The organism is Variovorax sp. P2_H12 (genome assembly GCF_056403395.1).
The window spans coordinates 1-24,703 of record NZ_JBFUFO010000059.1; the positions used below are offsets into that span (position 1 = coordinate 1).

The 24,703-nt window shown below is 68.0% G+C and carries 34 protein-coding genes; 29 read left to right on the plus strand and 5 right to left on the minus strand.

The annotated features are described in order from the left end of the window. From AC1DYK_RS32055 to AC1DYK_RS32125, 15 genes are all read left to right on the plus strand, one after another. Nucleotides 1-162 (plus strand): EF-Tu C-terminal domain-related protein (locus tag AC1DYK_RS32055; RefSeq protein WP_478170008.1); only part of this gene is annotated, 162 nt, incomplete at its 5' end. Between the two features lie 24 nt (nt 163-186). Then, on the plus strand, nt 187-501 hold the full coding sequence (gene rpsJ / locus AC1DYK_RS32060; protein ID WP_028250951.1) for a 30S ribosomal protein S10: 315 nt from the start codon (nt 187-189) through the stop codon (nt 499-501). Between the two features lie 151 nt (nt 502-652). Continuing rightward, nucleotides 653-2,245 (plus strand): hypothetical protein, encoded by a 1,593-nt coding sequence (locus tag AC1DYK_RS32065; protein WP_478169978.1) that lies wholly within the window; start codon nt 653-655, stop codon nt 2,243-2,245. Continuing rightward, complete coding sequence (locus tag AC1DYK_RS32070) at nt 2,242-2,721, plus strand: hypothetical protein (RefSeq protein WP_478169979.1); 480 nt, start codon at nt 2,242-2,244, stop codon at nt 2,719-2,721. The genes AC1DYK_RS32065 and AC1DYK_RS32070 overlap by 4 nt, the downstream gene beginning before the upstream one ends. Before the next feature lie 192 nt (nt 2,722-2,913). Beyond that, nucleotides 2,914-3,594, plus strand: a complete 681-nt coding sequence (gene rplC / locus AC1DYK_RS32075) for a 50S ribosomal protein L3 (protein WP_478169980.1) — start codon at nt 2,914-2,916, stop codon at nt 3,592-3,594. Then, nucleotides 3,594-4,214, plus strand: a complete 621-nt coding sequence (gene rplD / locus AC1DYK_RS32080) for a 50S ribosomal protein L4 (protein WP_286569495.1) — start codon at nt 3,594-3,596, stop codon at nt 4,212-4,214. Before rplC ends, rplD begins: the two co-directional genes overlap by 1 nt. 5 nt (nt 4,215-4,219) lie before the next feature. Beyond that, entirely contained in the window at nt 4,220-4,546 is a 327-nt protein-coding gene (gene rplW, locus AC1DYK_RS32085; RefSeq protein WP_478091358.1) for a 50S ribosomal protein L23, read from the plus strand. Nucleotides 4,547-4,548: 2 nt separating this feature from the next. Then, entirely contained in the window at nt 4,549-5,373 is an 825-nt protein-coding gene (rplB, locus tag AC1DYK_RS32090) for a 50S ribosomal protein L2 (RefSeq protein WP_286370947.1), read from the plus strand. A gap of 10 nt (nt 5,374-5,383) precedes the next feature. Next, nucleotides 5,384-5,662 (plus strand): 30S ribosomal protein S19, encoded by a 279-nt coding sequence (gene rpsS / locus AC1DYK_RS32095; protein ID WP_007838132.1) that lies wholly within the window; start codon nt 5,384-5,386, stop codon nt 5,660-5,662. A 9-nt stretch (nt 5,663-5,671) separates the two neighbouring features. After that, the gene (rplV, locus tag AC1DYK_RS32100; protein WP_478169981.1) at nt 5,672-6,004 is read left to right on the plus strand and encodes a 50S ribosomal protein L22; all 333 of its coding nucleotides are present in this window, start codon (nt 5,672-5,674) and stop codon (nt 6,002-6,004) included. A gap of 13 nt (nt 6,005-6,017) precedes the next feature. After that, nucleotides 6,018-6,944, plus strand: coding sequence for a 30S ribosomal protein S3 (gene rpsC, locus AC1DYK_RS32105; RefSeq protein ID WP_478091344.1), 927 nt, complete (start codon nt 6,018-6,020; stop codon nt 6,942-6,944). Between the two features lie 28 nt (nt 6,945-6,972). Next, nucleotides 6,973-7,389, plus strand: coding sequence for a 50S ribosomal protein L16 (gene rplP, locus AC1DYK_RS32110; RefSeq protein WP_028250943.1), 417 nt, complete (start codon nt 6,973-6,975; stop codon nt 7,387-7,389). A gap of 14 nt (nt 7,390-7,403) precedes the next feature. Beyond that, nucleotides 7,404-7,655: a 50S ribosomal protein L29 gene (rpmC, locus tag AC1DYK_RS32115; protein ID WP_478091346.1), complete on the plus strand. Its 252-nt coding sequence runs from the start codon at nt 7,404-7,406 to the stop codon at nt 7,653-7,655. Nucleotides 7,656-7,664: 9 nt separating this feature from the next. Then, nucleotides 7,665-7,934, plus strand: coding sequence for a 30S ribosomal protein S17 (gene rpsQ / locus AC1DYK_RS32120; RefSeq protein WP_442287817.1), 270 nt, complete (start codon nt 7,665-7,667; stop codon nt 7,932-7,934). 71 nt (nt 7,935-8,005) lie between these two features. Next, entirely contained in the window at nt 8,006-8,512 is a 507-nt protein-coding gene (locus tag AC1DYK_RS32125; RefSeq protein ID WP_478091347.1) for a redoxin family protein, read from the plus strand. A gap of 110 nt (nt 8,513-8,622) precedes the next feature. Here the strand turns inward: AC1DYK_RS32125 and AC1DYK_RS32130 are convergent, their stop codons facing one another. Together AC1DYK_RS32130 and AC1DYK_RS32135 are read right to left on the minus strand one after the other, a co-directional pair. Further along, on the minus strand, nt 8,623-9,204 hold the full coding sequence (locus tag AC1DYK_RS32130) for a GNAT family N-acetyltransferase (protein ID WP_478169982.1): 582 nt from the start codon (nt 9,202-9,204) through the stop codon (nt 8,623-8,625). After that, nucleotides 9,201-9,917, minus strand: a complete 717-nt coding sequence (locus AC1DYK_RS32135) for a cytochrome b/b6 domain-containing protein (RefSeq protein WP_478169983.1) — start codon at nt 9,915-9,917, stop codon at nt 9,201-9,203. The genes AC1DYK_RS32130 and AC1DYK_RS32135 overlap by 4 nt, the downstream gene beginning before the upstream one ends. A gap of 149 nt (nt 9,918-10,066) precedes the next feature. On the opposite strand from AC1DYK_RS32135, the gene AC1DYK_RS32140 reads away from it, so the two are divergent. Then, nucleotides 10,067-10,513 carry a c-type cytochrome gene (locus tag AC1DYK_RS32140; protein ID WP_478169984.1) on the plus strand — a complete coding sequence of 149 codons (447 nt, stop codon included), beginning with the start codon at nt 10,067-10,069 and terminating at the stop codon, nt 10,511-10,513. A 124-nt stretch (nt 10,514-10,637) separates the two neighbouring features. Here the strand turns inward: AC1DYK_RS32140 and AC1DYK_RS32145 are convergent, their stop codons facing one another. Beyond that, the gene (locus tag AC1DYK_RS32145; protein WP_478169985.1) at nt 10,638-11,135 is read right to left on the minus strand and encodes a TlpA disulfide reductase family protein; all 498 of its coding nucleotides are present in this window, start codon (nt 11,133-11,135) and stop codon (nt 10,638-10,640) included. 67 nt (nt 11,136-11,202) lie between these two features. On the opposite strand from AC1DYK_RS32145, the gene AC1DYK_RS32150 reads away from it, so the two are divergent. From AC1DYK_RS32150 to AC1DYK_RS32185, 8 genes are all read left to right on the plus strand, one after another. After that, nucleotides 11,203-11,748, plus strand: coding sequence for a hypothetical protein (locus AC1DYK_RS32150; RefSeq protein ID WP_478169986.1), 546 nt, complete (start codon nt 11,203-11,205; stop codon nt 11,746-11,748). A gap of 101 nt (nt 11,749-11,849) precedes the next feature. Further along, complete coding sequence (locus tag AC1DYK_RS32155) at nt 11,850-12,305, plus strand: PTS sugar transporter subunit IIA (RefSeq protein WP_478169987.1); 456 nt, start codon at nt 11,850-11,852, stop codon at nt 12,303-12,305. After that, nucleotides 12,274-12,543: an HPr family phosphocarrier protein gene (locus AC1DYK_RS32160; protein WP_478169988.1), complete on the plus strand. Its 270-nt coding sequence runs from the start codon at nt 12,274-12,276 to the stop codon at nt 12,541-12,543. The genes AC1DYK_RS32155 and AC1DYK_RS32160 overlap by 32 nt, the downstream gene beginning before the upstream one ends. Nucleotides 12,544-12,687: 144 nt before the next feature. Continuing rightward, nucleotides 12,688-14,484 carry a phosphoenolpyruvate--protein phosphotransferase gene (ptsP, locus tag AC1DYK_RS32165; RefSeq protein ID WP_478169989.1) on the plus strand — a complete coding sequence of 599 codons (1,797 nt, stop codon included), beginning with the start codon at nt 12,688-12,690 and terminating at the stop codon, nt 14,482-14,484. Between the two features lie 137 nt (nt 14,485-14,621). Continuing rightward, nucleotides 14,622-15,083, plus strand: a complete 462-nt coding sequence (locus AC1DYK_RS32170; RefSeq protein WP_442287807.1) for a Spy/CpxP family protein refolding chaperone — start codon at nt 14,622-14,624, stop codon at nt 15,081-15,083. After that, complete coding sequence (locus AC1DYK_RS32175) at nt 15,080-15,463, plus strand: DUF4260 family protein (protein ID WP_478169990.1); 384 nt, start codon at nt 15,080-15,082, stop codon at nt 15,461-15,463. The genes AC1DYK_RS32170 and AC1DYK_RS32175 overlap by 4 nt, the downstream gene beginning before the upstream one ends. Before the next feature lie 40 nt (nt 15,464-15,503). After that, nucleotides 15,504-16,190, plus strand: coding sequence for a response regulator transcription factor (locus AC1DYK_RS32180; RefSeq protein ID WP_478169991.1), 687 nt, complete (start codon nt 15,504-15,506; stop codon nt 16,188-16,190). Continuing rightward, nucleotides 16,187-17,470, plus strand: coding sequence for a HAMP domain-containing sensor histidine kinase (locus tag AC1DYK_RS32185; RefSeq protein ID WP_478169992.1), 1,284 nt, complete (start codon nt 16,187-16,189; stop codon nt 17,468-17,470). The genes AC1DYK_RS32180 and AC1DYK_RS32185 overlap by 4 nt, the downstream gene beginning before the upstream one ends. Here the strand turns inward: AC1DYK_RS32185 and AC1DYK_RS32190 are convergent. Together AC1DYK_RS32190 and AC1DYK_RS32195 are read right to left on the minus strand one after the other, a co-directional pair. After that, complete coding sequence (locus AC1DYK_RS32190; protein WP_478170009.1) at nt 17,459-19,093, minus strand: SulP family inorganic anion transporter; 1,635 nt, start codon at nt 19,091-19,093, stop codon at nt 17,459-17,461. The two genes, AC1DYK_RS32185 and AC1DYK_RS32190, sit on opposite strands and share 12 nt — an antisense overlap. Before the next feature lie 5 nt (nt 19,094-19,098). Next, a complete protein-coding gene (locus AC1DYK_RS32195) occupies nt 19,099-20,064 on the minus strand; it encodes an AraC-like ligand-binding domain-containing protein (RefSeq protein WP_478169993.1) in 966 nt (321 codons plus the stop codon). Nucleotides 20,065-20,248: 184 nt separating this feature from the next. On the opposite strand from AC1DYK_RS32195, the gene AC1DYK_RS32200 reads away from it, so the two are divergent. The 5 genes from AC1DYK_RS32200 to AC1DYK_RS32220 are packed head-to-tail and all read left to right on the plus strand — an operon-like array spanning nt 20,249 to nt 24,701. Continuing rightward, nucleotides 20,249-21,442 carry an amino acid ABC transporter substrate-binding protein gene (locus AC1DYK_RS32200; protein ID WP_478169994.1) on the plus strand — a complete coding sequence of 398 codons (1,194 nt, stop codon included), beginning with the start codon at nt 20,249-20,251 and terminating at the stop codon, nt 21,440-21,442. 1 nt (nt 21,443) lies between these two features. Next, on the plus strand, nt 21,444-22,319 hold the full coding sequence (locus AC1DYK_RS32205; RefSeq protein WP_478169995.1) for a branched-chain amino acid ABC transporter permease: 876 nt from the start codon (nt 21,444-21,446) through the stop codon (nt 22,317-22,319). Beyond that, nucleotides 22,316-23,245 (plus strand): branched-chain amino acid ABC transporter permease, encoded by a 930-nt coding sequence (locus AC1DYK_RS32210; protein ID WP_478169996.1) that lies wholly within the window; start codon nt 22,316-22,318, stop codon nt 23,243-23,245. Before AC1DYK_RS32205 ends, AC1DYK_RS32210 begins: the two co-directional genes overlap by 4 nt. Then, a complete protein-coding gene (locus tag AC1DYK_RS32215; protein WP_478169997.1) occupies nt 23,242-23,997 on the plus strand; it encodes an ABC transporter ATP-binding protein in 756 nt (251 codons plus the stop codon). Before AC1DYK_RS32210 ends, AC1DYK_RS32215 begins: the two co-directional genes overlap by 4 nt. Continuing rightward, complete coding sequence (locus tag AC1DYK_RS32220; RefSeq protein WP_478169998.1) at nt 23,994-24,701, plus strand: ABC transporter ATP-binding protein; 708 nt, start codon at nt 23,994-23,996, stop codon at nt 24,699-24,701. Before AC1DYK_RS32215 ends, AC1DYK_RS32220 begins: the two co-directional genes overlap by 4 nt. Nucleotides 24,702-24,703: the final 2 nt, after the last annotated feature.

Here is a 24,703-nt window from a genome sequence, read left to right on the forward strand (position 1 = left end):
CTGCCGAAGGACAAGGAGGAAATGGTCATGCCCGGCGACAACGTGTCGATCACGGTCAAGCTGATCAACCCGATCGCGATGGAAGAAGGCCTGCGCTTCGCCATCCGTGAAGGCGGCCGCACCGTGGGCTCGGGCGTCGTGGCGAAGATCCTCGACATCTGATTCGAAGAAGCGAAGGAATTCACCATGGCTACCAAGCAAAAAATCCGCATCCGCCTGAAGGCGTTCGACTACAAGCTGATCGACCAGTCGGCCGCTGAAATCGTGGACACCGCCAAGCGCACCGGCGCGATCGTCAAGGGCCCGGTGCCCCTGCCGACCCGCATGAAGCGTTTCGACATCCTGCGTTCGCCGCACGTCAACAAGACCAGCCGCGACCAGTTCGAGATCCGCACGCACCAGCGCCTGATGGACATCGTCGACCCGACCGACAAGACCGTGGACGCGCTGATGAAGCTCGACCTGCCGGCTGGCGTCGACGTCGAGATCAAGCTGCAGTAAGCCCTCGGCTGTTGCATTTGTGAAGCCCGCTTACAGAAATGTAGGCGGGCTTTGCTTATTCTGACTTCTCTGTGGCATCCTCGGGAAAATCTGCAACTTACGCAGAAAACGCTCATCAGAAGCGAAGTAATTTCTCAGAGAGGTGTGCGGAATGCAGGTGAAGTGGGTCTGGCGAAGCATGGCATTGGCGGGCGTGGTGATGCTCGCGGCCTGCGGCGGAGGTGGTGGAGGCGGCGGCGGCTTCGCCGTACTGCCGGTGGCTGCCGGGGGCGTTCCGGGTGCCAGCACCGTCACGCTGAGTGGCACCGCGACCTACGAGTCGATTCCCAACGTCAGCGGCGCGCTGGTCTACGCGGCCGCCGCCCCCAAGCCGATCCGGGGCGCCAGCGTCGAGATCGTCAATGGCTCCTCGGCAGCGATCCTGGCGACCGCGACCACCGACGCCAACGGCGCGTACTCGGTGTCAGTGCCGTCGAGCACCTCGGTTCAGGTGCGGGTCAAGGCGCAGTTGACGCAAGGCGGAAATGGCCCGAGCTGGGATGTCACGGTGCGCGACAACACCCAGTCCGATGCCATCTATGCACTCGAGACGCCTTCGTTCTCCACCGGGGCATCGGCCAGCACACGCGACATCCGGGCGCCGTCGGGCTGGGACGGCAGCCGCTACGCCGCCACCCGGGCCGCTGCGCCGTTCGCGGTGCTCGACACCATCTACGCCGCGCAGGCGAAGATGCTGTCGGTGGCGCCTGGAACGGTCTTTCCGGCGCTGCGCGTCTTCTGGAGCGTCAACAACGTCCCGGCAAGCGGCAATCCTGCGATCGGACAGATCGGAACGACCTCCTTCAGCACCAGCAGCGCCGGGCGCGCCATCTACGTGCTGGGCAAGGAGAACGTCGACACCGACGAATACGACGGCTCGGTGGTCGCCCATGAATGGGGCCACTACTACCAGTCGGCGTTCAGTCGCGACGATTCGCCGGGCGGCAGCCACACGATGACGGACCGCCTGGACCGGCGCGTGGCGTTCTCGGAGGGCTGGGGCAACGCCTGGTCGGGCATTGCGCTGGCCCGCAGCAACTACACGGACTCCGTGGGGCCGGGACAGGGGCAGGGCGCAAATATCGACCTCACGTCGAGCGGGACAGCCAGCCCTGGCTGGTACCGCGAAGCCTCCATCCACTCGATCCTGTGGCGCCTGAGCGGACAGGTCGGCTTCGGGCCGATCAACGACACCTTGACCAGCGCTGCGTTCAAGAACGGTGTGGCCGTGACGTCCATTCACCCGTTCACGGCGGCTTTCAATGCCGTCGCCCCGGCCAGCGCCTCGGCGCTGAGCGGCCTGCTGATCGGCGAGCAGATCAGCGCGGCCCCCAACGATCCGTTCGGCGCCAACGAAACGAACGGCGGCGGCGCAGGCATCGCTGCGTTTTCGCTCCCGATGTACCGGCCGGTCACGCCCACGGCCTGCGTGACCAACTCGGAGGGTGCCGGCAACAAGCTCGGCAGCTTCGTCTACCTCCGGTTCACCATGCCGAGCGCGGGCAGCCGTTCGATCACGGTCTCCGGCCCGGCAGCGGCCGACCCGGATTTCGCCGTCTACGGTGGCCGACTGATCGCCGTGGGCGCGGGTTTCGGCTCCAGCGAGAGCGCGACGGTCAGCCTGCCGGCCGGCGAGAACGTTCTGGTGATCAACGACTTCAACAATTCCTCGGCGAACACATGTTTCAACGTCACCATCCAGTGAGACTCGCGGCTGCCTTGGCGTGCGCCCTGGCGCTCGCCGCGCCCCTGGCGGTCCAGGCCGCCGGCGGGCCGATGACGACGGCGCCGATGAAGGCCAACGGCTCCGGCGTGGAAGTGCAATACCGCGTCGATGAAGCGGCCCAGGCCGGCCGACCGGTGTCGGTGCTGCTGAGCTTCGCCGGCGTCGCCGATCCGGCGGGCGCCACGGTCCGGCTCACCGCCGACGGTGGCCTGTCGCTCGCGGCTTCCGAGACCCAGCGCAGCCTCCCGGCGGGCCAGGCCACGACCTGGACGGTGGACGTGGTGCCGGCCGCGACAGGCGTCGGCTATCTGCACGTCTTCACGACCCAGTTCGGCGCCACCAGCGTCACGTCGGTGCCCGTGGGTGTGGGAAAACCCGATGCTGCGGCGACCGGCGGCGAGACCCTCAAGCAGGGCGCGGGCGGCGACAAGATCCTGCCGATGAAGGTCAAATAGGCCCCTGCGCGCCTGCGCCGCCCGGCCACTTGCCCCCGCAGCCCATTGCGGGCTATAATCTTCGGCTCTGCCTAACTTGCGTCTTCTGGCGCGGGTCGAGCGGAGTTTTATCAACCTTCTTCCGTAAGCCAAACGCTGTCGCCAATTGAAGTGGCAGCGGCGGAAGAGGACTTCCATTTTTGGAGAAAACAAATGAGTCTGAGCAACTCCCTCGGGTTGCTGGGCCGCAAGGTGGGGATGATGCGTCTCTTCACCGATGACGGGGACGCAGTTCCTGTCACGGTGGTGGATGTGTCCAACAACCGCGTGACCCAGATCAAAACCCAAGAGAACGATGGCTACGTCGCACTTCAAGTGACGTTCGGTTCGCGCAAGGCATCGCGCGTGACCAAGCCGGCAGCCGGTCACCTCGCCAAGGCGGGTGTCGAAGCTGGCGAAATCATCCAGGAATTCCGCGTGACCGCCGATACGGCCGGTCAGCACAAGGCCGGTGGCGTCATCGCCGCAGCCAGCGTGTTCGCGGTCGGCCAGAAGGTCGACGTGCAAGGCACCTCGATCGGCAAGGGCTACGCTGGCACGATCAAGCGCCACAACATGAGCTCGCAGCGCGCGTCGCACGGTAACAGCCGTTCGCACAACGTGCCCGGCTCGATCGGTATGGCGCAGGATCCCGGTCGCGTGTTCCCTGGCAAGCGCATGACGGGCCACCTCGGCGACGTCACCGTGACGACCCAGAACCTCGACGTGATCCGCATCGACGAAGCACGTCAATTGCTCCTGATCAAGGGCGCGATCCCCGGCTCGAAGGGTGGCTTCGTCACCGTGCGTCCGGCCGTCAAGGCCAAGCCGCAAGCCGCTGAAGGAGCCAAGTAATGGAACTCGAACTCCTGAACGAACAAGGCCAGGCCGCGTCGAAGTACGACGCCCCCGAGACCGTGTTCGGCCGTGACTACAACGAAGACCTGGTTCACCAGATCGTCGTCGCATTCCAGGCCAACGCCCGCCAAGGCACGCGCGCCCAGAAGGACCGCGAGCAGGTCAAGCACTCGACCAAGAAGCCTTTCAAGCAAAAGGGAACGGGCCGCGCCCGTGCCGGTATGACGTCCTCGCCGCTGTGGCGCGGGGGTGGCCGGATTTTCCCGAACATGCCCGACGAAAACTTCTCGCAGAAGATCAACAAGAAGATGTACCGCGCCGGCATGGCGTCGATCTTCTCGCAGCTCGCTCGCGAAGGCCGTCTGGCCGTGGTCGATTCGATCAAGGTCGACTCGCCCAAGACCAAGGCGCTGGCCGCCAAGTTCAAGGCGATGAATCTCGAGTCCGTGCTCGTGATCGCCGAAGAAGTCGACGAGAACCTGTACCTGGCCTCGCGCAATCTCGTCAACGTGCTCGTGGTCGAACCGCGCTACGCCGACCCGGTGTCGCTGGTCCACTACAAGAAGGTGCTGGTCACCAAGGGTGCCGTCGACAAGCTCAAGGAGATGTTCGCATGAGCCGCATGAACCCTACGCCCAAGCAGCGTCAGTTCGACGAAGGTCGCCTGATGAACGTGCTGGTCGCCCCGGTCGTGTCCGAAAAGGCCACGATGGTTGGCGAGAAGTCCAATGCTGTCACCTTCAAGGTGCTGCAAGACGCCACCAAGCCAGAGATCAAGGCCGCTGTCGAACTGATGTTCAAGGTCGAAGTCCAGGGCGTGTCGGTGCTCAATACCAAGGGCAAGTCCAAGCGCTTCGGCAAGTCCATGGGCCGCCGCGACAATGTTCGCAAGGCCTATGTCACGCTGAAGGCTGGTCAAGAGCTCAACCTCGTCGGGGAAGGCGCTTAATCATGGCCGTCATCAAGATGAAACCTACTTCGCCGGGCCAACGCGGCGCGGTGAAGATCTCGCGGGACCACCTGTACAAGGGTGCTCCTCACGCCCCCCTGCTGGAGCCGCAATTCCAGAAGGCCGGTCGCAACAACAACGGTCACATCACGACCCGTCACAAGGGCGGTGGCCACAAGCACCACTACCGCGTGGTGGACTTCGTGCGCAACAAGGACGGTATCCCGGCCAAGGTCGAACGCATCGAGTACGACCCGAACCGCACCGCCCACATCGCGCTGGTGTGCTACGCCGACGGCGAGCGCCGCTACATCATCGCCCCGCGCGGTCTGGAAGCCGGTGCAACGCTGCTGAGCGGTTCGGAAGCCCCGATCCGCGCCGGCAACACGCTGCCGATCCGCAACATCCCCGTCGGCTCGACCATCCACTGCATCGAACTGCAACCCGGCAAGGGCGCGCAGATCGCTCGCTCGGCAGGTACGTCCGCAACGCTGCTGGCCCGCGAAGGCGTCTACGCCCAGGTCCGCATGCGCTCGGGTGAAGTGCGCCGCGTGCACGTCGAATGCCGCGCCACCATCGGTGAAGTCGCCAACGAAGAACACAGCCTGCGCCAGCTCGGCAAGGCCGGTGTGAAGCGCTGGATGGGTATCCGCCCGACCGTTCGCGGCGTGGTGATGAACCCGGTCGACCACCCGCACGGTGGCGGCGAAGGCAAGACCGGCGAAGGCCGTCATCCTGTCGACCCATGGGGCAATCTGACCAAGGGTTATCGCACCCGTAACAACAAGCGCACGCAAGTCTTCATCGTGTCGCGTCGCAAGAAGTAAGGGTTAGCACATGACTCGCTCTCTCAAAAAGGGTCCGTTCGTCGACCACCACCTCGTGGCCAAGGCCGACAAGGCCGTGACGACCAAGGACAAGAAGCCGATCAAGACCTGGTCGCGTCGCTCGATGGTCCTGCCCGAGTTCATCGGCCTGACCATTGCCGTGCACAACGGCAAGCAGCACGTGCCCGTGTACATCACCGACCAGATGGTCGGCCACAAGCTCGGCGAATTTGCGCTCACGCGCACGTTCAAGGGGCACCCCGCGGACAAGAAAGTCCAGAAGAAGTAAGGAACGACCATGTCTGAAACACGTGCAGTCCTCCGCGGCGTCCGCCTTTCGGTCGACAAGGGCCGTCTGGTCGCTGACTTGATCCGCGGCAAGAAGGTCGATCAAGCGCTCAACGTTCTGCAGTTCACGCAGAAGAAGGCCGCTGTGATCATCAAGAAGGTGCTCGAGTCGGCCATCGCCAACGCCGAGCACAACGACGGTGCCGATATCGACGATCTGAAGGTCAAGACCATCTACGTCGAGCAGGGCGCCACGCTCAAGCGCTTCACCGCGCGCGCCAAGGGTCGCGGCAATCGCATCAGCAAGCCCACGTGCCATGTGTACGTGACGGTTGGCAATTAAGGCTGGAAGAACTATGGGACAGAAAATCCACCCAACCGGCTTCCGCCTCGCGGTCAGCCGTAACTGGTCCAGCCGCTGGTACGCAAGCAACAAAGACTTCGCCGGCATGCTGGCCGAAGACATCAAGGTGCGCGAGTACCTGAAGAAGAAGCTCAAGAACGCATCCGTTTCGCGCGTGCTGATCGAGCGTCCCGCCAAGAACGCCCGCATCACGATCTACTCGGCACGTCCGGGCGTCGTGATCGGCAAGAAGGGCGAGGACATCGAGAACCTCAAGCGTGAACTCGGTCGCCAACTCGGCGTGCCGGTCGCGGTCAACATCGAAGAAGTGCGCAAGCCCGAAATCGATGCCAAGCTGATCGCCGACAGCATCACGCAGCAGCTCGAAAAGCGGATCATGTTCCGCCGCGCCATGAAGCGTGCGATGCAGAACGCCATGCGTCTGGGTGCCCAGGGCATCAAGATCATGTCGTCGGGTCGCCTGAACGGCATCGAAATCGCGCGTTGCGAGTGGTACCGCGAAGGTCGCGTGCCGCTTCACACGCTGCGCGCCGACATCGACTACGGCACCTCGGAAGCCAAGACCACCTACGGCGTCATCGGCGTCAAGGTCTGGGTGTACAAGGGCGACACGCTGGGTCGCAACGACCTGCCGGCCGTCGAAACGCCGCGTCCTGACGACGAGCGCCGCCCCCGCGGCCCGCGTCGCGATGGCCGCCCGGGTGGCGACCGTCCGGGTTCGGACCGTCGCGGTCCTGGCCCGCGCGCTGGTGCCCGTGGCCCGATCGGCGGCAACGTCGCTCCGGCCGATGGCAGCGACAAGCCCGCAGAAGCCACTGGTGGAGCTCCGGCTGCACCGGGTGCAGACTCGAAACCCGCCGTTAAGCGCGTACGCAAAGCCGCGCCAGCTGCAGCAGCTGACGGTGCCAAGACCGAGTGATCGGTCTTAGAACTACGGAGTAACAAAAATGCTGCAACCTGCACGCAGAAAGTTCCGCAAGGAACAAAAGGGCCGCAACACCGGCATCGCGACGCGCGGCAACGCGGTGTCGTTCGGTGACTTCGGCCTGAAGTCGATCGACCGCGGCCGCCTGACGGCCCGCCAGATCGAAGCCGCACGTCGCGCGATCTCGCGCCACGTCAAGCGCGGTGGCCGCATCTGGATTCGTGTGTTCCCCGACAAGCCGATCTCCCACAAGCCCGCGGAAGTGCGGATGGGTAACGGCAAGGGCAACCCCGAGTACTACGTCGCCGAAATCCAGCCTGGCAAGGTGATCTACGAGATCGTCGGCGTGCCCGAAGAGCTCGCCCGCGAGGCGTTCCGTCTGGCCGCTGCCAAACTGCCGCTGCGCACGACTTTCGTCGCACGCCAGCTCGGCGCCTGATCGAGGAGAACACCATGGCAACACGTAAGAAGAAGGAAGTTGCGGCTCCGGCCAAGACTTCGAAGGCAGCAGCGCTGCGCGACAAGGACGTCGCCGGCCTGCAAACCGAAATCAAGGACCTGCAGAAGGCCCATTTCGGCCTGCGCATGCAGAAGGCCACGCAACAGCTGTCGAACACCTCGACGCTGCGCGTGACGCGCCGCGACATCGCGCGCGCCAAGACCATTCTTGCGCAGAAGCAGCAAGAAACCCCAGCCGCCAAGTAAGGAGTGAACATGACGGAAGTTAAAAAGTCCCTCAAGCGCACCTTGATCGGCAAGGTGGTCAGCGACAAGCGCCAGAAGACCGTGACCGTGCTGGTCGAGCGTCGTGTCAAGCACGAGCTCTACGGCAAGATCGTGGCCAAGACCAGCAAGTACCACGCCCATGACGAAAATGGCGAATACAAGCTGGGCGACACCATCGAGATCACCGAAAGCCGGCCGATCTCGAAGTCGAAGAACTGGGTGGTGACCCGCCTGGTTCAAAAGGCCGCTCTGGTCTGATCGCAGGCGAAGCAGCCAAATCGAAAGCGGCCCACAATGTGGGCCGTTTTTCTTTTTCTGGAGCACATCACATGATCAAAGTCGGCGACACCCTTCCTCCCGCAACCCTGCAGGAATATTCCGAGGTGGAAGGCGAGGGCTGCAGCATCGGCCCGAACCCGGTCGACGTCACCAAGGCAGCCGCGGGCAAGACCATCGCGCTGTTCGCGCTGCCCGGCGCCTTCACGCCGACCTGTTCGGCCAAGCACGTGCCGGGCTATGTGCAGCACTACGACGACTTCAAGGCCGCCGGCGTCGACGAGATCTGGTGCGTGAGCGTCAACGACGCCTTCGTGATGGGCGCCTGGGCGCGCGACCAGAACACCGGCACCAAGGTCCGCATGCTGGCCGACGGCAGTGCCGCCTTTGCCAACGCCACCGGGCTCACGCTCGACCTGACCTCGCGCGGCATGGGCGTGCGCAGCAATCGCTACTCGATGCTGGTCAAGGACGGCAAGGTCGCCAGCCTGAACGTCGAAGGCCCGGGCAAGTTCGAAGTCAGCGACGCCGACACTCTGTTGGCACAAGCCAAGGGCTGACGCTCCGCGCTTGCTCGTGGAATACCGCGGATCCGGCTTCGCCGGGCCGCTGGTATTGCCCCCGGGCAGGGGGTGGGCGGCTACACGAAGTGAGCCAACCTGGGGGCGAGCTACAGATCAGCTTTCAGGTAGTGCGACCCCGCGATGGGGTTGTGATAGTAGGGCGGCACTTCCGCGAAGCCCAGGTCCTCGTAGAGGGCGCGGGCTGACTCCATGTCGTCCAGTGTGTCCAGCAGCACGCAGGCATAGCCCGCGCCGCGGGCGGCATCGAGGATGGTCTCGGCCAGTTGCCGGCCCAGGCCGAGCCCACGGAACTGCGGTCGCACGTAGAGGCGCTTCATCTCGGCCGCATTGGGATAGTCGGCCGTGTCCAAGGGGCGCAGCGCACAGCAGCCCGCGACGTGCGCGAGCCGGCCCTGGGCTCGCGGCAACGGCTCGGCGGCGACCGCGGCCGTGACCTCGGTGGTGTCGACCAGCGCCAGCAACAGGGCGCCGCGAGGCTCCGCGTATTCCCCCGGCAAGCCGGCCAGTTCCTGGTCGAAATTCTGAAAACCGAGATCGATATCCAGCGAATCGGCGTAGTCGCGGAAGATCGCGCGCACCGCCTCGAACTCGTGCGCCTCGTCGGGCGTGACCATGACGATGTTCGGCGCATCTGCCAGCGGCAGCGGACGTGATAAGGAATGGCTCATACGCGCAGCGACGCGATCCAGGTCGCAAGGGCGGCGCAGGCTGCAAACACCGCCATGGCCAGCAGCCGCGAGGCGGCGTCGTCGCGGCTCGGCGCCGCGGCGGCGCCGTCGACGAGTCGCTTGTCGCCCGTGATCATCGGCCGCACCAGCCGTTGCCGACGGACCAGCACATAGAAGAGAACGGCCAGCAGGTGCAGGCTGACCAGCGCGATCACGATCCACTTGCCCTGGACCGCGTGCCAGTGGGTGGCCGCGGCGACGATGCCACTGGAGGCGAAGCGGGCGAGCGGGCCGGAGGCTGCGATCTCGTCGTCGGCCACCAGGCCGGTTGCGACCTGGATCGCCAGCAGGCCCAGCAGGGCGAACACCGACAGGGCGCCCAGCGGCGAATGGCCGATCAGGTGATCGGGGTGGGCGCGCCCGCGCAGATAGTCGACCACCGAGCCGGGCGAATAGAGAAAGCTCGCGAAGCGCGACCAGCGTCCGCCCACGAAGCCCCAGACCCCTCGGAACAGCAGCAGCGCCAGCAGCGCGTAGCCGATCCGGAAGTGCCATTCCATGGCGCCGCCGAGCCCGGTCGCGATCTGGGCGGTCACGGCGGCCGCCAGCAACCAGTGGAAAACGCGTGTAGGCAGGTCCCAGATGCGCGTGTGCTGCGAGGGGGCGACCTCCAGCCCCGCGCGGTGCGTGTGGGTCTGGAACGAAGCGGTCATCGGTAGCGGTGGGCGCAGGAGCGGGATCCGCAGATTAGCAAACTTCCGGGGTCGCGGGTTCTGCGGGTTACCTCTAGTCGCAGGTGGCGGTCAGTCCCTAAACTGGCCCGCGCGGCATCGCCCGCCACTTGAACGAGAAAGAACCACGCATGAAAAGTCCAGCCTTGCTCGCCCTTGCGGCCGCTTCGTTCGCGCTCGCGGTTCCAGCCGCCGCGCAGTTCGCCAAGACCGAGGATGCCATCAAGTACCGTCAAAGCGCCATGTTCATCCAGAGCCAGCATATCGGCCGTCTGGCCGGCATGGCCAGTGGGCGGGTGCCCTATGACGCAGCGGCGGCCGCCGCCAACGCCGAGGTGGTGGCCCAGATATCGAGGCTGCCGTGGAGCGGCTTCGGCCCCGGCACCGAAGGCGGCAAGGCCAAGCCCGAGATCTGGAAGGAGCAGGCCAAGTTCAAGGAACTCAGCGAGCGGCTGATGGCGGACACCGACAAGCTGGTGCTTGGCGCCAAGGCCGGCAATCTCGATGCGTTGAAGGCCGCGGTGGGCGCGGCGGGTGACACCTGCAAGACCTGCCACGACACCTTCAGGAAAAAGTAGCTCGCCCCCAGGTTGCCCGGCACTTCGTGTCCGGGCGCCCACCCCCTGCCGGGGGCAACACCAGCGGCCCGGCAAAGCCGGTTCCTCGGTGTTCCACCAACAGGCCGGGCTGCGCCGGCCGAGGCTAGGCTTCGGCGAGCAGCTTTTCGATGAGCTTGTGCAGTTCGGCGAAGTCGGGTTCGCCGACGTAGCGCTTCACGATCTCGCCGCGTTTGTTGACGACGTAGGTGGTGGGGGTCAGTTGCACGTCGCCCCAGGCCTTGGCGACGGCGCCGGTGTTGTCGATCGCCACCTTGAACGGCAGCTTGCGGGTCTCGGCGAAGTTGACCACGTAGCTCGGCGGGTCGTAGCTCATGGCCACGGCCAGCGTGTCGTAGCCGCGCGCCTGGTACTTGTCGTAGGTGGCGATCACCTTGGGCATCTCGGCGACGCAGGTGACGCAGCTGGTGGCCCAGAAATTGACCAGCGTGACCTTGCCCTTGAGGTCTTCAGTGCTCTTCTTGCTGCCGTCGAGCAGCACGAAGGTCGATGCCGGCGCCGCCGACACCCCGGTGCTCAGGTAGACGCCGACGCCGACGGCCAGGGCGATCGCGACAGCGGCGGTGCAGACGACTTTTTTCATGGAAGACGGATGGAGCGGGCCTGCGGATTTTAGTTCCGATCGGGCTCGCTCGATAATCGAACTCCCGATGCCCTTGCCACCCCGACTCCGCCTCACCGCGTTCGCGTGGATTGCCGCCAGCGCGCTCGCCGGCTGCAGTCCGACCTTCAACTGGCGCGAAGTGCCGATCGGGAACGGCGGCGTCGTCGCGCTGCTGCCGTGCAAACCCGACCGCGCGACCCGCTCGCTCCCATTGGGCGTCGAGGCGGTCACGGTGGACATGGCGGGCTGCGAGGCCGGCGGCGCCACCTTCGCGGTGGCCCATGCCGTCGCCGGCAGCCCGGCGCAGGCCGAAGGCTGGATGCGGGCCTGGCGCGCGGCGACTCGCGGCCAGATCGCCGGTGTTCCGGCCACCGAAACCGAGGCCGCCCTGCTGCGGGCGGCGAACGCACCCGCGCCGGTGCGGCTCGATACGCAGGACGCCGGCGCCGGTACGCAGGCCACGGCCCTGCATGTGATGTGGTTTGCGCAACTGCATCCGGAGGGGGTCTCGCTGTACCAGGCGACCGTGCTCGGCAAGCCTTCCTCGACGGACGCGCTCCCCACCTTCTTCGAAGGGTTGCACATCCCGTGAGCCCGTCGCCGCCCGGTCGCATTGTGGGATGCTTGCGTGTTGACTTCCTTCTACATCCTGCGGGCGCCCCCGCATAATCGAGAGACCGTCCGCCGATCCGCATGAACAGCATCCTCATCATCGCCCACTCGCCGCTCGCCCAAGCGCTGCGGCAGTGCGCGCTGCATGTCTTTCCCGACAGCGAGGCGTCGATCGCCGCGCTGGACGTGCTGCCCAATGTGTCGCCGGACGAAACCCTCGCTGCCGCCCGCATCATCCTGGCCCAACTGCAGCTCACCCCGCGTTCGCAGGTGCTGGTGCTGGCCGACGTGTTCGGCGCCACGCCCTGCAACGTGGCGCAGAAGCTGGTCGACGGCGTCCGCTCGCGGCTGGTGGCGGGCGTCAACCTGCCGATGCTGCTGCGCGCGGTGAGCTACCGCAACGAGCCGCTCGACACGCTGGTGCAGCGCGCGCTCACCGGCGGGACGGCCGGCGTGATGCAGGTGGCGGTGGCAGCGCCGCAGAATCAGGCAAGAAGAAAGCACAGTGACAAAGACATCCGTGACCATCAGCAATAAGCTGGGGCTGCATGCACGCGCCTCGGCCAAACTCACCAAGCTCGCGGGCAGCTTCCCGTGCGAGGTCTGGCTCGCGCGCGGCGATCGCCGCGTCAATGCCAAGAGCATCATGGGCGTCATGATGCTGGCCGCGGGCCTCGGCGTCACGGTGGAGATCGAGACCATCGGCGAGCGCGACCAGGAGGCGCTCGATGCGATCGTTGCATTGATGAACGACAAGTTCGGCGAGGGGGAATGATGGCTCTCCCCCAGGTTGGCTCACTGCGTGTAGCCGCCCACCCCCTCGCCGGGGGCAATGCCAGCAGCCCGGCGAAGCCGGTTCTGCGGCATTCCACCAACGTCGCTCGCGCTTCGCGCTGGCTCATGGAATGACGGGGGCGCGATGACTTTCGTCGTCCATGGCCTTCCCGTTGCTCGTGGCATCGCCATCGGGCGGGCGGTGCTGGTGGTCTCGAGCCGCATCGACGTTGCCCATTACTTCATCAAGCCGGAACAGATCGAGACCGAGATCGACCGGGTCCGGATGGCGCGCAACGCGGTGGCCGAGGAGCTGCAGAAGCTGCAGGCCAGCGTCGCGCTGATGGGGCCCAACGATGCGCCGCACGAACTCTCGGCGCTGCTCGAGGTGCACCAGATGCTGCTGCAGGACGAGGTGCTCACGGGCGGCGTCAAGCACTGGATCGTCGAGCGGCTCTACAACGCCGAATGGGCGCTGACCACCCAGCTCGAGGTGGTGGCGCGCCAGTTCGACGAGATGGAGGACGAATACCTGCGCGAGCGCAAGGCCGACCTGGAGCAGGTGGTCGAGCGGCTGCTGCACCGCATGAAGGGCACGGCGGCGGTGCTGGCGCCGACGCCGCCGCGCCGCAAGCGCACCGCCGACGAGGACGACCACCACGACCTGATCGCCGGCGACGCCTTCGATGCGCCCCTGGTGCTGATCGCGCACGACCTGTCGCCGGCCGACATGCTGCAGTTCAAGAAGAGCGTGTTCGCGGGCTTCGTGACCGACGTCGGCGGGCGCACCTCGCACACCGCGATCATCGCGCGCAGCATGGACATCCCGGCCGTGGTCGGCGCCCGCAGCGCCAGCCAGCTGGTGCGCCAGGACGACTGGGTGATCATCGACGGCGATGCAGGCGTGATGATCGTCGACCCGTCGCCGATCATCCTGGCCGAATACGGCTTCAAGCAGCGCCAGGGCGACCTCGAGCGCGGGCGCCTGTCCCGGCTGCGCCACAAGCCGGCCGTGACGCTGGATGGCCAGCGGGTCGAACTGTTGGCCAACATCGAGATGCCCGAGGACACGCTGGGCGCGGTCAAGGCCGGCGCGGTCGGCGTCGGGCTGTTCCGCAGCGAGTTCCTCTTCATGGGGCGCGAATCGCACAACCTCACGCGGCTGCCCGACGAGGAGGAGCAGTACCAGGCCTACCGGCGCGCGGTCGACGGCATGAAGGGCATGCCGGTCACGATCCGGACCATCGACGTCGGGGCTGACAAGCAGCTGGACGGCAAGATGGGGCGTGAGGATTCGCACCTGAATCCGGCCCTGGGCCTGCGCGCGATTCGCTGGAGCCTGGCCGACCCGGCGATGTTCCTGACGCAGTTGCGCGCCATCCTGCGGGCCGCGGCGCATGGCGAGATCCATCTGCTGATCCCGATGCTGGCGCACGTCAGCGAGATCCGCCAGACGCTCTCGCTGATCGACTTCGCGCGCGCCGAACTGGACAACCGCGGTGTGGTGCACGGCAATGTGAAGCTCGGCGCGATGATCGAGATCCCGGCCGCCGCGCTGACCCTCAAGACCTTCCTGAAGCACTTCGACTTCCTGTCGATCGGCACCAACGACCTGATCCAGTACACGCTGGCGATCGACCGCGCCGACGAATCGGTGGCGCACCTCTACGATCCGGCCCATCCGGCCGTGTTGCGGCTGGTGGCCGACACCATCGCCGAGTGCCGGCGGCAGGGCAAGGGCGTCAGCGTCTGCGGCGAGATGGCCGGCGACGTGATGTTCACGCGGCTGCTGCTGGGCCTGGGGCTGCGCAGCTTCTCGATGCATCCGTCGCAGATCCTCGCGGTCAAGCAGGAGGTGATCCGGGCCGACACCAGCAAGCTCGAAGCCTGGGCGCGCGAGGTGCTCGAGCTGGAGAATCCGGCCGCCGCGCTGGTGCGATAGGCCGGCGCCGGGCCGGGCGTGGGGCAGCGCCGCAACAAAACGAAACACAGCGAAACCGTGGCGCAAGGACTTCGGCGACCCCTGAGCCGAGCATCGAGTCTTCCGGATCACACCGATCCTCTTGAAGGAAGACTCCCATGAAACCCTGGTTCAAGCGTTCTCTTTTCGGACTCGCCGGTGCTGCGCTCGTGGCCGGCAGCCTGGCCGGCTGTTCCGGCCATCGCCATGGCTGGAGCGGCTCGGAGCAGGATCGCGCCGAGTTCCGCGCCCGGATGGTCGAGCGCGTGGGCAGCAAGCTCGATCTCGATGCCGCGCAGAAGCAGAAGCTCACCGTGCTGACCGAGAAACTGCAGGCACAGCGGGCCGCGCTGCGCGGCGGCGGCGATCCTCGGGCCGAGTTCCGCAGCCTGTTCGCCGGCGCGAAGCTCGACCAGGAGCGGGCGAAGAAGCTGGTCGACGACAAGACGGCCGCGGTGCAGGCGGGGAGCCCCGAAGTGATTGCCGCGGCGGCCGACTTCTTCGACAACCTGAACCCGGCGCAGCAGCAGAAGGTGCGTGACTTCATGGACCGCGGCGGTCGCCGGTGGGGCCGGGGATGACGCCCCCGCCCGGCGGCGTGCGCACGATGCTCCGGCTCGAAGGGCTGGCCATGCTGGCGGCGGCGCTGCTGGGCTACGCCCAGCTCGGGGCCGGCTGGGGCGCCTTCGCCTTGCTGTTCTTCGTGCCCGACCTCTCCCTGCTCGGCTTCCTGGCCGGGCCGCGGGTCGGCGCGGCGGTGTACAACGCCGCGCACTCCTACCTCGGGGCCTTCGCCGTGCTCGTCGCCGGTGTGCTGGGCGAACAGCCGGTGGCGCTCGCCGTGGGCCTGGTCTGGTGCGCCCACATCGGCTTCGATCGGCTGCTGGGCTTCGGGCTGCACCATGGCGGCGGCTTCGGCGTCACCCACCTGGGCCGCATCGGCCGCGCCGACCCCTGGTGAGGGGGCGGTTTCCGGTGTCGCCCGAATGCACAATCGCCGCATGCCCCGCATCCTGCTGATCGACGACGACGAGCACCTCGGCGCGCCGCTGGCAAGCTACTTTGCGCGCTTCGACTTCGTGCTGGACAGCGCGAGCCGGCCGAGCGAAGGCCTGGCCCGGCTGCGCGCCCAGCCCTACGACGCCGCGATCCTGGACGTGATGCTGCCCGAGATGGACGGCTTCGCGCTGTGCCGCGAGATCCGCAAGGAGAGCGACATCCCGATCGTGATGCTGACGGCGCGCGGCGACGTGATGGACCGCGTCGTCGGGCTCGAGCTCGGCGCCGACGACTACCTGCCCAAGCCCTTCGAGCCGCGCGAACTGGTGGCGCGCGTGCAGACCATCCTGCGCCGCCAGCGCGCGGTGCCGGCGGCGCCCGCGGCACAGCGCCGAGAGTTCGAGGGACTGTCGATCGACCTCGACCGGCGCGAGGTCCTGCGCCATGGCGAGCGCGTGGACCTCACGGGCACGGAGTTCGAGCTGCTGGCCCTGCTGGCGGACCAGCCCGGCAAGGTCTGGAGCCGGGACGACATCCTGAATCGCCTGCGCGGCCACGAGGCCGAGCTCTACACGCGCGCGGTCGACATCGTCGTGAGCCGGCTGCGCAAGAAGCTCGAACCGCTGGACTGCATCAAGACGCTGCGCAACGCGGGCTACGCGCTCGCCGTCGGCAAGAACACGCCATGAAGCCTCAGCGCAGCGGGCAGAGCCGCTGGCGACATCGCTGGCGGCATTCGCTGCGCGTGCGCCTGGTCATCGTGTTCGTGCTGCTCGCGCTGGCGATGACGGCGGTGTTCCTCGGCGGCATGCAGCGGGCCTTCTCGACCGGCTGGCGCGATGCCGCCCGGCCCCTGGTCGCCGACTACATGGATCGCATCGTTGCCGAACTCGGCACGCCGCCCGACGTGGCGCGTGCCCAGGCGCTGGTCACCCGGCTGCCGATCTCGATCCGTATCGAGGGCCCGGTCGTGAACTGGGATTCGCACGCCGATCGCCACCGGCATGGCTTCGGCCAGCGCGGCGACTGGCTCCACCGCACGACCGCCGACGGCCACCGCATCAGTTTCGGGGTCGGCACGCTGCCCTGGGAACGCGAACCGCAGGGCATCGGCTGGATCACGCTCGCGCTGCTGCTGGGCTTGATCTTCCTGGCTTACGCATACGTCCGGCGGCTGTTGCGGCCGCTCGACGACATCCGCGCCGGCGCCGAGCGTTTCGGGCGCGGCGCCTTCGAAGTGCCGATTCCGCTGCGCCGGCGCGACGAACTGGGCGAGCTCGCGCAGCGGATCAACACCATGGCGCACGACATCCAGGGCATGCTCGACGCCAAGCGTGCGCTGCTGCTGGCGCTCAGCCACGAGCTGCGCTCGCCGCTCACGCGGGCGCGTCTCAATGCCGAACTGCTGCCGGCGACGCCCGAAGGCGCGGCCGAGCGCGCCGCGCTCCTGCGCGACCTGGCCGAGATGCGCGACCTCATCAGCGACCTGCTCGAAAGCGAGCGGCTCGCCAGTCCGCATGCCGCGCTGCATCGTGAGCCGGTCGATCTGGCCGCCCTGGTGCGCGAGGTGGCGAACGAGCTGTCCGGCGGTCAGGACATCGTCACCGAAAGCCCGGCGGATCTGCCGATGCTCTCGCTGGACCGTTCGCGGGTCCGCCTCCTGGTGCGCAACCTGCTCGACAACGCGTTGCGCCACGGTGCCGAAGGCGAAGAACCCCCGCGTGTGACGCTGCGCAGGGCCGGGCAAGGCATCGAGCTGGAGGTGCGCGACTTCGGCCCGGGCGTCGACGCGGCGCAGCTGGAGCGCCTGACCGAGCCCTTCTACCGCACCGACAGTGCGCGCCAGCGCGCGACCGGCGGCGTCGGGCTCGGGATGTACCTGTGCCGGCTGGTGGCCGAGGCGCATGGCGGCACGCTCGCCGTGCGCAACGCGGCGCCCGGGCTCGCGGTCACCGTCCTACTGGCTTGACGCGGATGCGCGTGCCTGCTCCACCGCATCGTCCACGCTCCAGGCGGCGTACAGGGCGGGCGGCAGATCGGGGTTGCGCACCTGGTCGAGCAGATCACGCAGCGTGTCCTTGACCCGCGCCAGCACCAGCTGCGCGCCGCATCGGCGAATGGAGGCGGCGAAGTCGCAGAGCGCCTCGATGCTGGTGCCGTCGAGGTCGGCCGACTCCTCGAGGCTGAGCACCAGGTGGCCGAGCGGCCGGGCCGCCTCCACGCGGGTCCGGATCGCGGCGAACACCGCATCGGCATTGCCGAAGAACAAGGGCATTTCGGGCCGCGCGATCAGCATGCCGGCGGGCACCCGGGCTTCAGGGTGGCGCGCGGTGTCGACGTAGTCGTGGCCCTGTGCGAGCCGGCCGAGCCAGCTCACCTGGGCGCCCGACATGCCCTGCAGCAGCAGAAGCAGGCTGACGCCGATGGCGGCCAGCAGCCCGTCCAGCACGCCGAACAGCAGCACTGCGCCGAACGCGACCAGGGCGACGAGCCGGTCGCGCCGCCAGGCGAAGTAGGGCCGCAGGCTGCGAGGATCCAGCATGTGGCCGACGGCATGGATCACGATCGCGGCGAGCAGGGGCTCCGGTGTATGCATGATCCACGGCAGCAGCGTGATGGCCGCGAGCAGGACCACGGCGCAGGCGATCAACCCGGCCGCACGGCTCTGCGCACCGGCGGCCTCGTTGGCCGAGGTGGCCGAATAGCCGGCCCCGACCGGCATGCCCTGGAACAACCCCGATGCCAGGTTGGCGGCGCCGAGCGCGAACAGGTCGCGGTTGGCCGACACCTCGTCGCCGTGCCGCAGCGCGAAGGTACGGATCGATCCGCAGGATTCCGCGTAGAGGATCAGCGCCATCGCGAAGGCCAGCTCGCCCATGCGCAGCCATTTCTCGCGCGACAGCTCCGGCATGCCGGGCAGCGCGAACCCGAACTCGATCGGCCCCACCGTGGCGATGTGCCATTGCCGGCAGAAGCCGGCCAAGTCCAACGCGATGCCCGCCGCGATCACCAGCAGCGCCGCCGGCACCGCGCGCCAGCGCCCCAGGCCATGCAGCAGGGCCACGCCGACGCCGGCCATCGCCAGGCCGGCGAAGTTCCATTGGCCGATGCTGGCGAACAGCTCCCACGACAGGCGCAGGAAGTCGCCATGCGCCGGGTGGACGTCGACGACCTTGGGCATCTGCTTGGCCACGATCGTCAGCCCCAGCCCGAGGGCGAAGCCGCGCAGCACCGGCTTGGCGATCAGGTTCGATACGGCGCCGAGCCGGGCCGCCGCCGCGATCAGGAAGAAGACCCCCGTCAGCAGGACGATCGCGGCGCCGAGCGCCAGCTGCAGCGCGGTGCCGTGGCCGTTGGCGGCGCTGATGGCCGCCAGCAGCACGGCGGCCGAGGAAGAGGTGGCCGAGACGATCGCGAAGCGGCTGCTTCCCAGCAGGCCATAGACGAGCAGGCCCGCCAGGAGCGCGATCACGCCCGATTGGGGCGGCAACCCCGCAATGCCCGCATAGGCCACCGCCTCGGGCAACAGCAGGCCGGCGATCGAGAGGCCGGCGACCCAGTCGGCGGTGCGGATGGCGCGACGCGCGGGCAGCGGGGTCACGCGCTACGCCTGCGCGCAGCCTGTCGCCTGAAATCACTCGGACTGCCGCCGGTGTGCGCCCGGAAGACGCGGCTGAAATGCGAGAGGTTGCTGAAACCCGAGGCGAGCGCGATGTCGGTGATCGGGCGCGCCGCGTGGGCCGGGTCCAGCAGTTCGCGGATGCTGCACGCCAGCCGCTGATGGAGGATGTAGCCGGTGAGTGTGTCGTCGTCGCCGGCGAAGGCGTTGTGCAGGTGGCGTTTGCTGCAGCGCAGCGCCAGGGAGATGCCGTCGATCGACAGCGCCGGGTCGCGCAGGTGCTGCGCCACGTGCTGGCGGATCCGGTCTTTCAGCGCTTCCCGCTGGGTGCGCGGGGTTTCCTGGCCAGCCAGCTCCATCAGCGACAGCCGCACCAGCTGAATGATGAGCTCGCCGGCGCCGCGCGCGGCCGCCTCGCTCATGTAGGGCAGCTCCAGGTAGGTGTTGCGCATGGTCTCGAGCGCCACGCGCGAGATCCCGCTGCCGCCGCCGACGCGGCGTGCCACCAGGTCGCCCAGCGGCAGCCCCGGGGCCGCGAGCTGCTGCTTGGGCAGCATCACGATCAGGTGGTCGCTGCGCTCGGGGTTGGCCACCGTGTAGTCGGCCGTGGTGTCGTAGAGCGTCCAGCCGCCGGCGCGCACCGCCGCCTCGCGGCCGCGCTGGGCGACCTCCGCCGAACCCTGCCACGGCGCCACGATCTTGAGGTAGGCGGCTTCGCTGCCGCGCGCCATCTGCGGCGTGCGCAACACCCGGTGGCGGTTGGCCTCCAGGCGCGTCAGGATCACGTCGCCGGCCTGCGAGGCCGCGAGGTGGCCGTCGAATTCGCTGTCGCCATAGAGGTCGGAATCGAGCCCGCCGAAGTGGCGCCACACCCACTCGCGCCAGACCGGCGCGCGCTCCCGCGGCGGGACTTCATCGGTCGACAGAACCATGGACACGGTCATAAGGACTTGCCTGAAAAACTCCGCCCATTTTCCGGCCCGCCGCGGTGCCCGCAGCTTGCGGGTTAACCACTAGCGGCGTGCACGCTGCGACAAGTGCTTTGTGCGCAGCGGGCACAGCGCGCGGGCGCGCCGCTTCCTACGATGGCGGGACCGGACGCAGCTCGACGCCCGGAAGGAGACCCGCATGCCAAATCTCGCCAATCGCCGCCGCTGGATCCAGGGCACCGCCACCGCGCTCGGCGCCGCTGCCGTCGCGCCCCGCCTGTGGGCGCAGGGCGCGCCGGTGCGCATCGGCTACGCGATCGCCCGCACCGGGCCATGGGCCGCGGGCGCCCAGGTCAGCCAGGAGCCCAACTACCTGCTGTGGGCCGAGCAGGTGAATGCCGCCGGCGGGCTCTCGGTCAAGGGCGCCAAGCGGCCGATCGAGCTGATCGGCTACGACGACCGCAGCGAGACCGAGACCTGCGTGCGCACCTTCGAGAAGCTCATGGGCAGCGACAAGGTCGACCTGATCCTGCCGCCCTGGGGCTCGGGCGCGAACTTCGCGGTGGCCCCGCTGGCCAACCGCTTCGGCTACCCGCTGCTGGCGCCGACCGCGCTGTCGCGCAAGCTGATCGACATGCACCTGCCGTACTTCTTCTCGCTGCTGCAGCAGCCCGACAAGATGATGGGCGCGCTGGTCGACATGATGGTGGCCAACGGTGTGAAGACCATCGCGATCGTCTACATGGACGACCTGTTCGGGCTGGAGAACTTCGCCGCGCTCAACAACGCGCTCAAGAAGACCTCGATCCAGGTGGTCGACCGCAAGAGCTACCCGCTCGGCGTGAAGGACCTAGCGCCGGTGCTGCGCACCATGAAGGACCTGAACCCCGACGCCTTCATCGGCATCACCTACCCGCCGGACACCCTCCTGGCCAGCCGCCAGGCGCGCGAGGTCGGCTTCAATCCGAAGTACTTCTACGCCTCGGTCGGCACCGCCTTCCAGCTCTACAAGAACGTGATGGCGGGCAATGCCGAGGGCGTGATCGGCATGGGCTCGTGGAACGCCAACACCAGCCCCGAGGCCCGCGCCTATTTCGAGGCCCACAGCAAGAAGTTCGGCAAGGAGCCCGACCGCTGGGCCAGCGGCCATGCCTGGGCCGGGCTCGAGATCCTGCAGCAGTCGGTGGGCAAGGTCGGGCTCGACCGCAAGGCGCTGCGCGACCATATCGCGAAGAGCGAGTTCAAGACCATCCTGGGCCCGATCCGCTTCGACGGCAGCGAGAACGCATCGATCCCGGGCACCGTTGCCCAATGGCAGAACGGCGAGTTCGAGGTGGTCTGGCCGAAGGACCGCGCCACCGCGCAGCTGAAACCGAAGCCGGCGTGGAAGTAGCGTGTCGCTGAGCGGATGGGCCGAGCTGCTGGCCGGCGGACTGATCACCGGCGGCATCTATGCGCTGGTGGCGATCGGGCTGAACCTGCAGTATGGGCTGATGCGCATCATGAACATCTCGCACGGCGAGTTCCTGATGCTGGGCGCCTTCCTGACCTGGTGGGCGCACACCGCCTGGGGCATTTCGCCGCTCCTGTTCCTGCCGGCGGCCTTCGCGCTGCTGATGCTGATCGGCATGGCCGTGCACTGGCTGTGCTTCCGCCAGGTGGCGGCGCGCGCACCCAGCGTGGAAGTATTCGAGGCGCGCAGCCTGATGGTCGGCTTCGGCCTGATGTTCTTCGTGCAGAACACGGCGCTCCTGATCTGGGGCGGCGACCTGCGCGGCTACGAGTACCTGGCCGAGCCGGTGCAGGTGGGGGAGATGCGCTTCACCGCCAACAAGCTGGTGCTGTTCGGGGTGGCGCTGGCGCTCAGCGTGGCGCTGATCGCGCTGCTCAAGCTCACGCTGCTGGGCAAGGCGGTGCGGGCGCTGATGCAGTCGCCGGTCGGCGCGCAGCTGGTGGGCATCAACACCCGGCGGCTCCATCCGCTGATGTTCGGGATCGGCCTCGGCCTGTCGGGCGTCGCCGGCGCGCTGCTGTCGATGACCTATGAGATCTCGCCCTCGATGGGCGAGCCCTACACCGTGACCGCGCTGATCGTCATCACGCTCGGCGGCTTCGGCAGCATCGCGGGCAGCCTGGTCGGCGGCCTGCTGCTGGGCGTGGTCGAGGCGCTGGGCATGCATTTCACCAGCCCTTCGCTCAAGATGCTGCTGTCCTATGCGGTCTTCATCGGCGTCCTGATCTGGCGCCCCAACGGATTGTTCTCGCGATGAAGGCTTATCTGGCCTCCAAGCCCTGGCTGCTGCTGGGCATCGCCGCGGTGCTGGCGGCCGGCGTGCCCTGGATCGCCTCCGACTTCGTCGCCTCGGTGGCGCTCAGCTGCCTGATGTACATCGCCCTGGCGACCAGCTGGTCGCTGTTCTGCGGTGCGACGCGCTACCTGTCGCTCGCCACCTCGGCCTTCTTCGGGCTCGGCGCCTATTCGAGCGCCACGCTGCTCGAAGTGCTGCCCTGGCCGCTGGTGGTCCTTTGCGGTGCGGCGGTGGCGAGCGTGGTGGCGGTCGTGATGGGCGCGGCCGTGCTGCACCTGCGCGGCACCTACTTCGCGGTGCTGACCTTCGGCATGACCGAGCTGATCCGCCACGCCGTGACCTTCGTCGAGAAGCAGGTCTCGGGCACGGTGGGCCGCGTGCTGACGGTGGTGCCGTCGAACGAGACGGTCTATCTCACGGTGCTGGCGATCGCCGGCGCCGCGMYCGCCACCGCGATCGCCGTCAAGCGCAGCCGCTTCGGGCTGGCGCTCACGGGCATCGGCGCCGACGAGCAGCGGGCGCAGACGCTGGGCGTCGACACCCGGCGCGTCAAGATCGCGGGCTTCGCGCTCACGGCCGCCTTCGCTGGTGCCGCCGGCGCCGCGATGGCGGTGCGCTGGACCTACATCGAGCCGTCCGCGGTGTTCAGCCCCTTCATCGGCTTCCAGACCGTGCTGATCGCGCTGATCGGCGGCGCCTCGAGCATCGGCGGGCCGGTGGTCGCGGCCATCGTCTTCAGCCTGCTGGCCGAGACCCTGCGGCTGCAGCTGCCCTACGGCTACATGATGGTGCTGGGGCTGCTCCTGATCCTCTGCGTGATGTACCTGCCCAACGGGCTGGCGTCGCTGTGGCAGCGCAAGGCCGCGGGTCCGGGGGCGCGGCCATGATGGAAGCCCGCGTTGCGCTGCTCGAGGCCCGCGAGCTCACGGTGCGCTTCGGCGGCCTGACCGCGGTGGATGCGGTCAATGCCAGCCTGCACGAGGGCGAGCTGGTCGGCATCATCGGCCCCAACGGCGCCGGCAAGACCACCTTCTTCAACGCCATTTCGGGCGTCATTGCGCCGACCTCGGGCCAGTTGCTGGTGCAGGGCGGCATCGATCTCACGGGGCGTGGCCCGCACCGCTACGCGGCGCACGGCATCGCGCGCACCTTCCAGACGCCGCGCGTGATGGCCGGCATGACGCTCACCGACAACGTGCGCTTCAGCATGCAGTTCGCGGGCCGCCATCGCACGCCGGTCGCCGGCCTGCGCACCGAGGGCGACATCCTCGACATGCTCGGCCTCGCGGCCCTGGCCGATCGCCTGGCCGACGACGTGACCCCGTCGCAGCAGCGGCTGCTGGAGATCGGCATGGCGCTCGGAACCCGGCCGCGCCTGCTGCTGCTCGACGAGGTCGCGGCCGGCCTGACCGAGGCGGAAGTCGATGCGATGGCGCGCCGCATCCGCACGCTGCGCGACGACCATGGCCTCACGGTGGTCTGGATCGAGCATGCGGTGACCACGCTGCTGAAGTACGTCGAGCGCGTGCTGGTGCTGCACCAGGGGCGCAAGATCGCCGACGGCACGCCGGCCGAGGTGGTGCGCAATGCCGAGGTGGTCGAGGCCTATCTGGGCGACGAGATGGAGGCGGCCGGATGAGTGCGCAATTGACGGTTCGCGGCCTCGCGGCCGGCTACCACGGCTTCCAGGTGCTGCAGGGCCTCGACCTCGACGTCCTGCCCGGCATCACCGTCGTGCTGGGCCCGAACGGCGCCGGCAAGACCACGCTGCTCAAGGCGCTCGCCGGCCTGCTGCCGCGCACCGGCGAAGCCAGGCTCGACGGCCTGGCGCTGCCCTCGGGCGAGGCCACGGCCTGCGTGCGCCAGGGGCTCGCGCTGGTCGCCGAGGGCCGGCAGCTCTTTGCGCAGATGACGGTGACCGAGAACCTCGAGCTCGGCGGCTGGCTCGCGCCCGCGCGCCAGCGCAGCGAGCGCCTGGCGCGCGCCTTCGAGGACTTCCCGCGCCTGAAGGAGCGCGCCGCGCAGCTGGCCGGCACGATGAGCGGCGGCGAGCAGCAGATGGTCGCGGTCGCGCGCGCCATGATGAGCGGGCCGCGCCTCCTGATGCTCGACGAGCCTTCGCTCGGCCTCGCGCCGCGCATGGTCGACGAACTGCTCGCCATCGTGCGCCGCATCGCGGCCCAGGGCGTGACCGTGCTGATGGTCGAGCAGAACGTGCGCAAGGCGCTGCAGGCCGCGGACCGCGGCTACGTGCTGGAGCGCGGCCGCATCGTTGCCGCCGGCGAGGCGCGGGCGCTGCTCGAATCCGACGCGATCCGCCGGGCCTACCTCGGCGTTGCCTGATT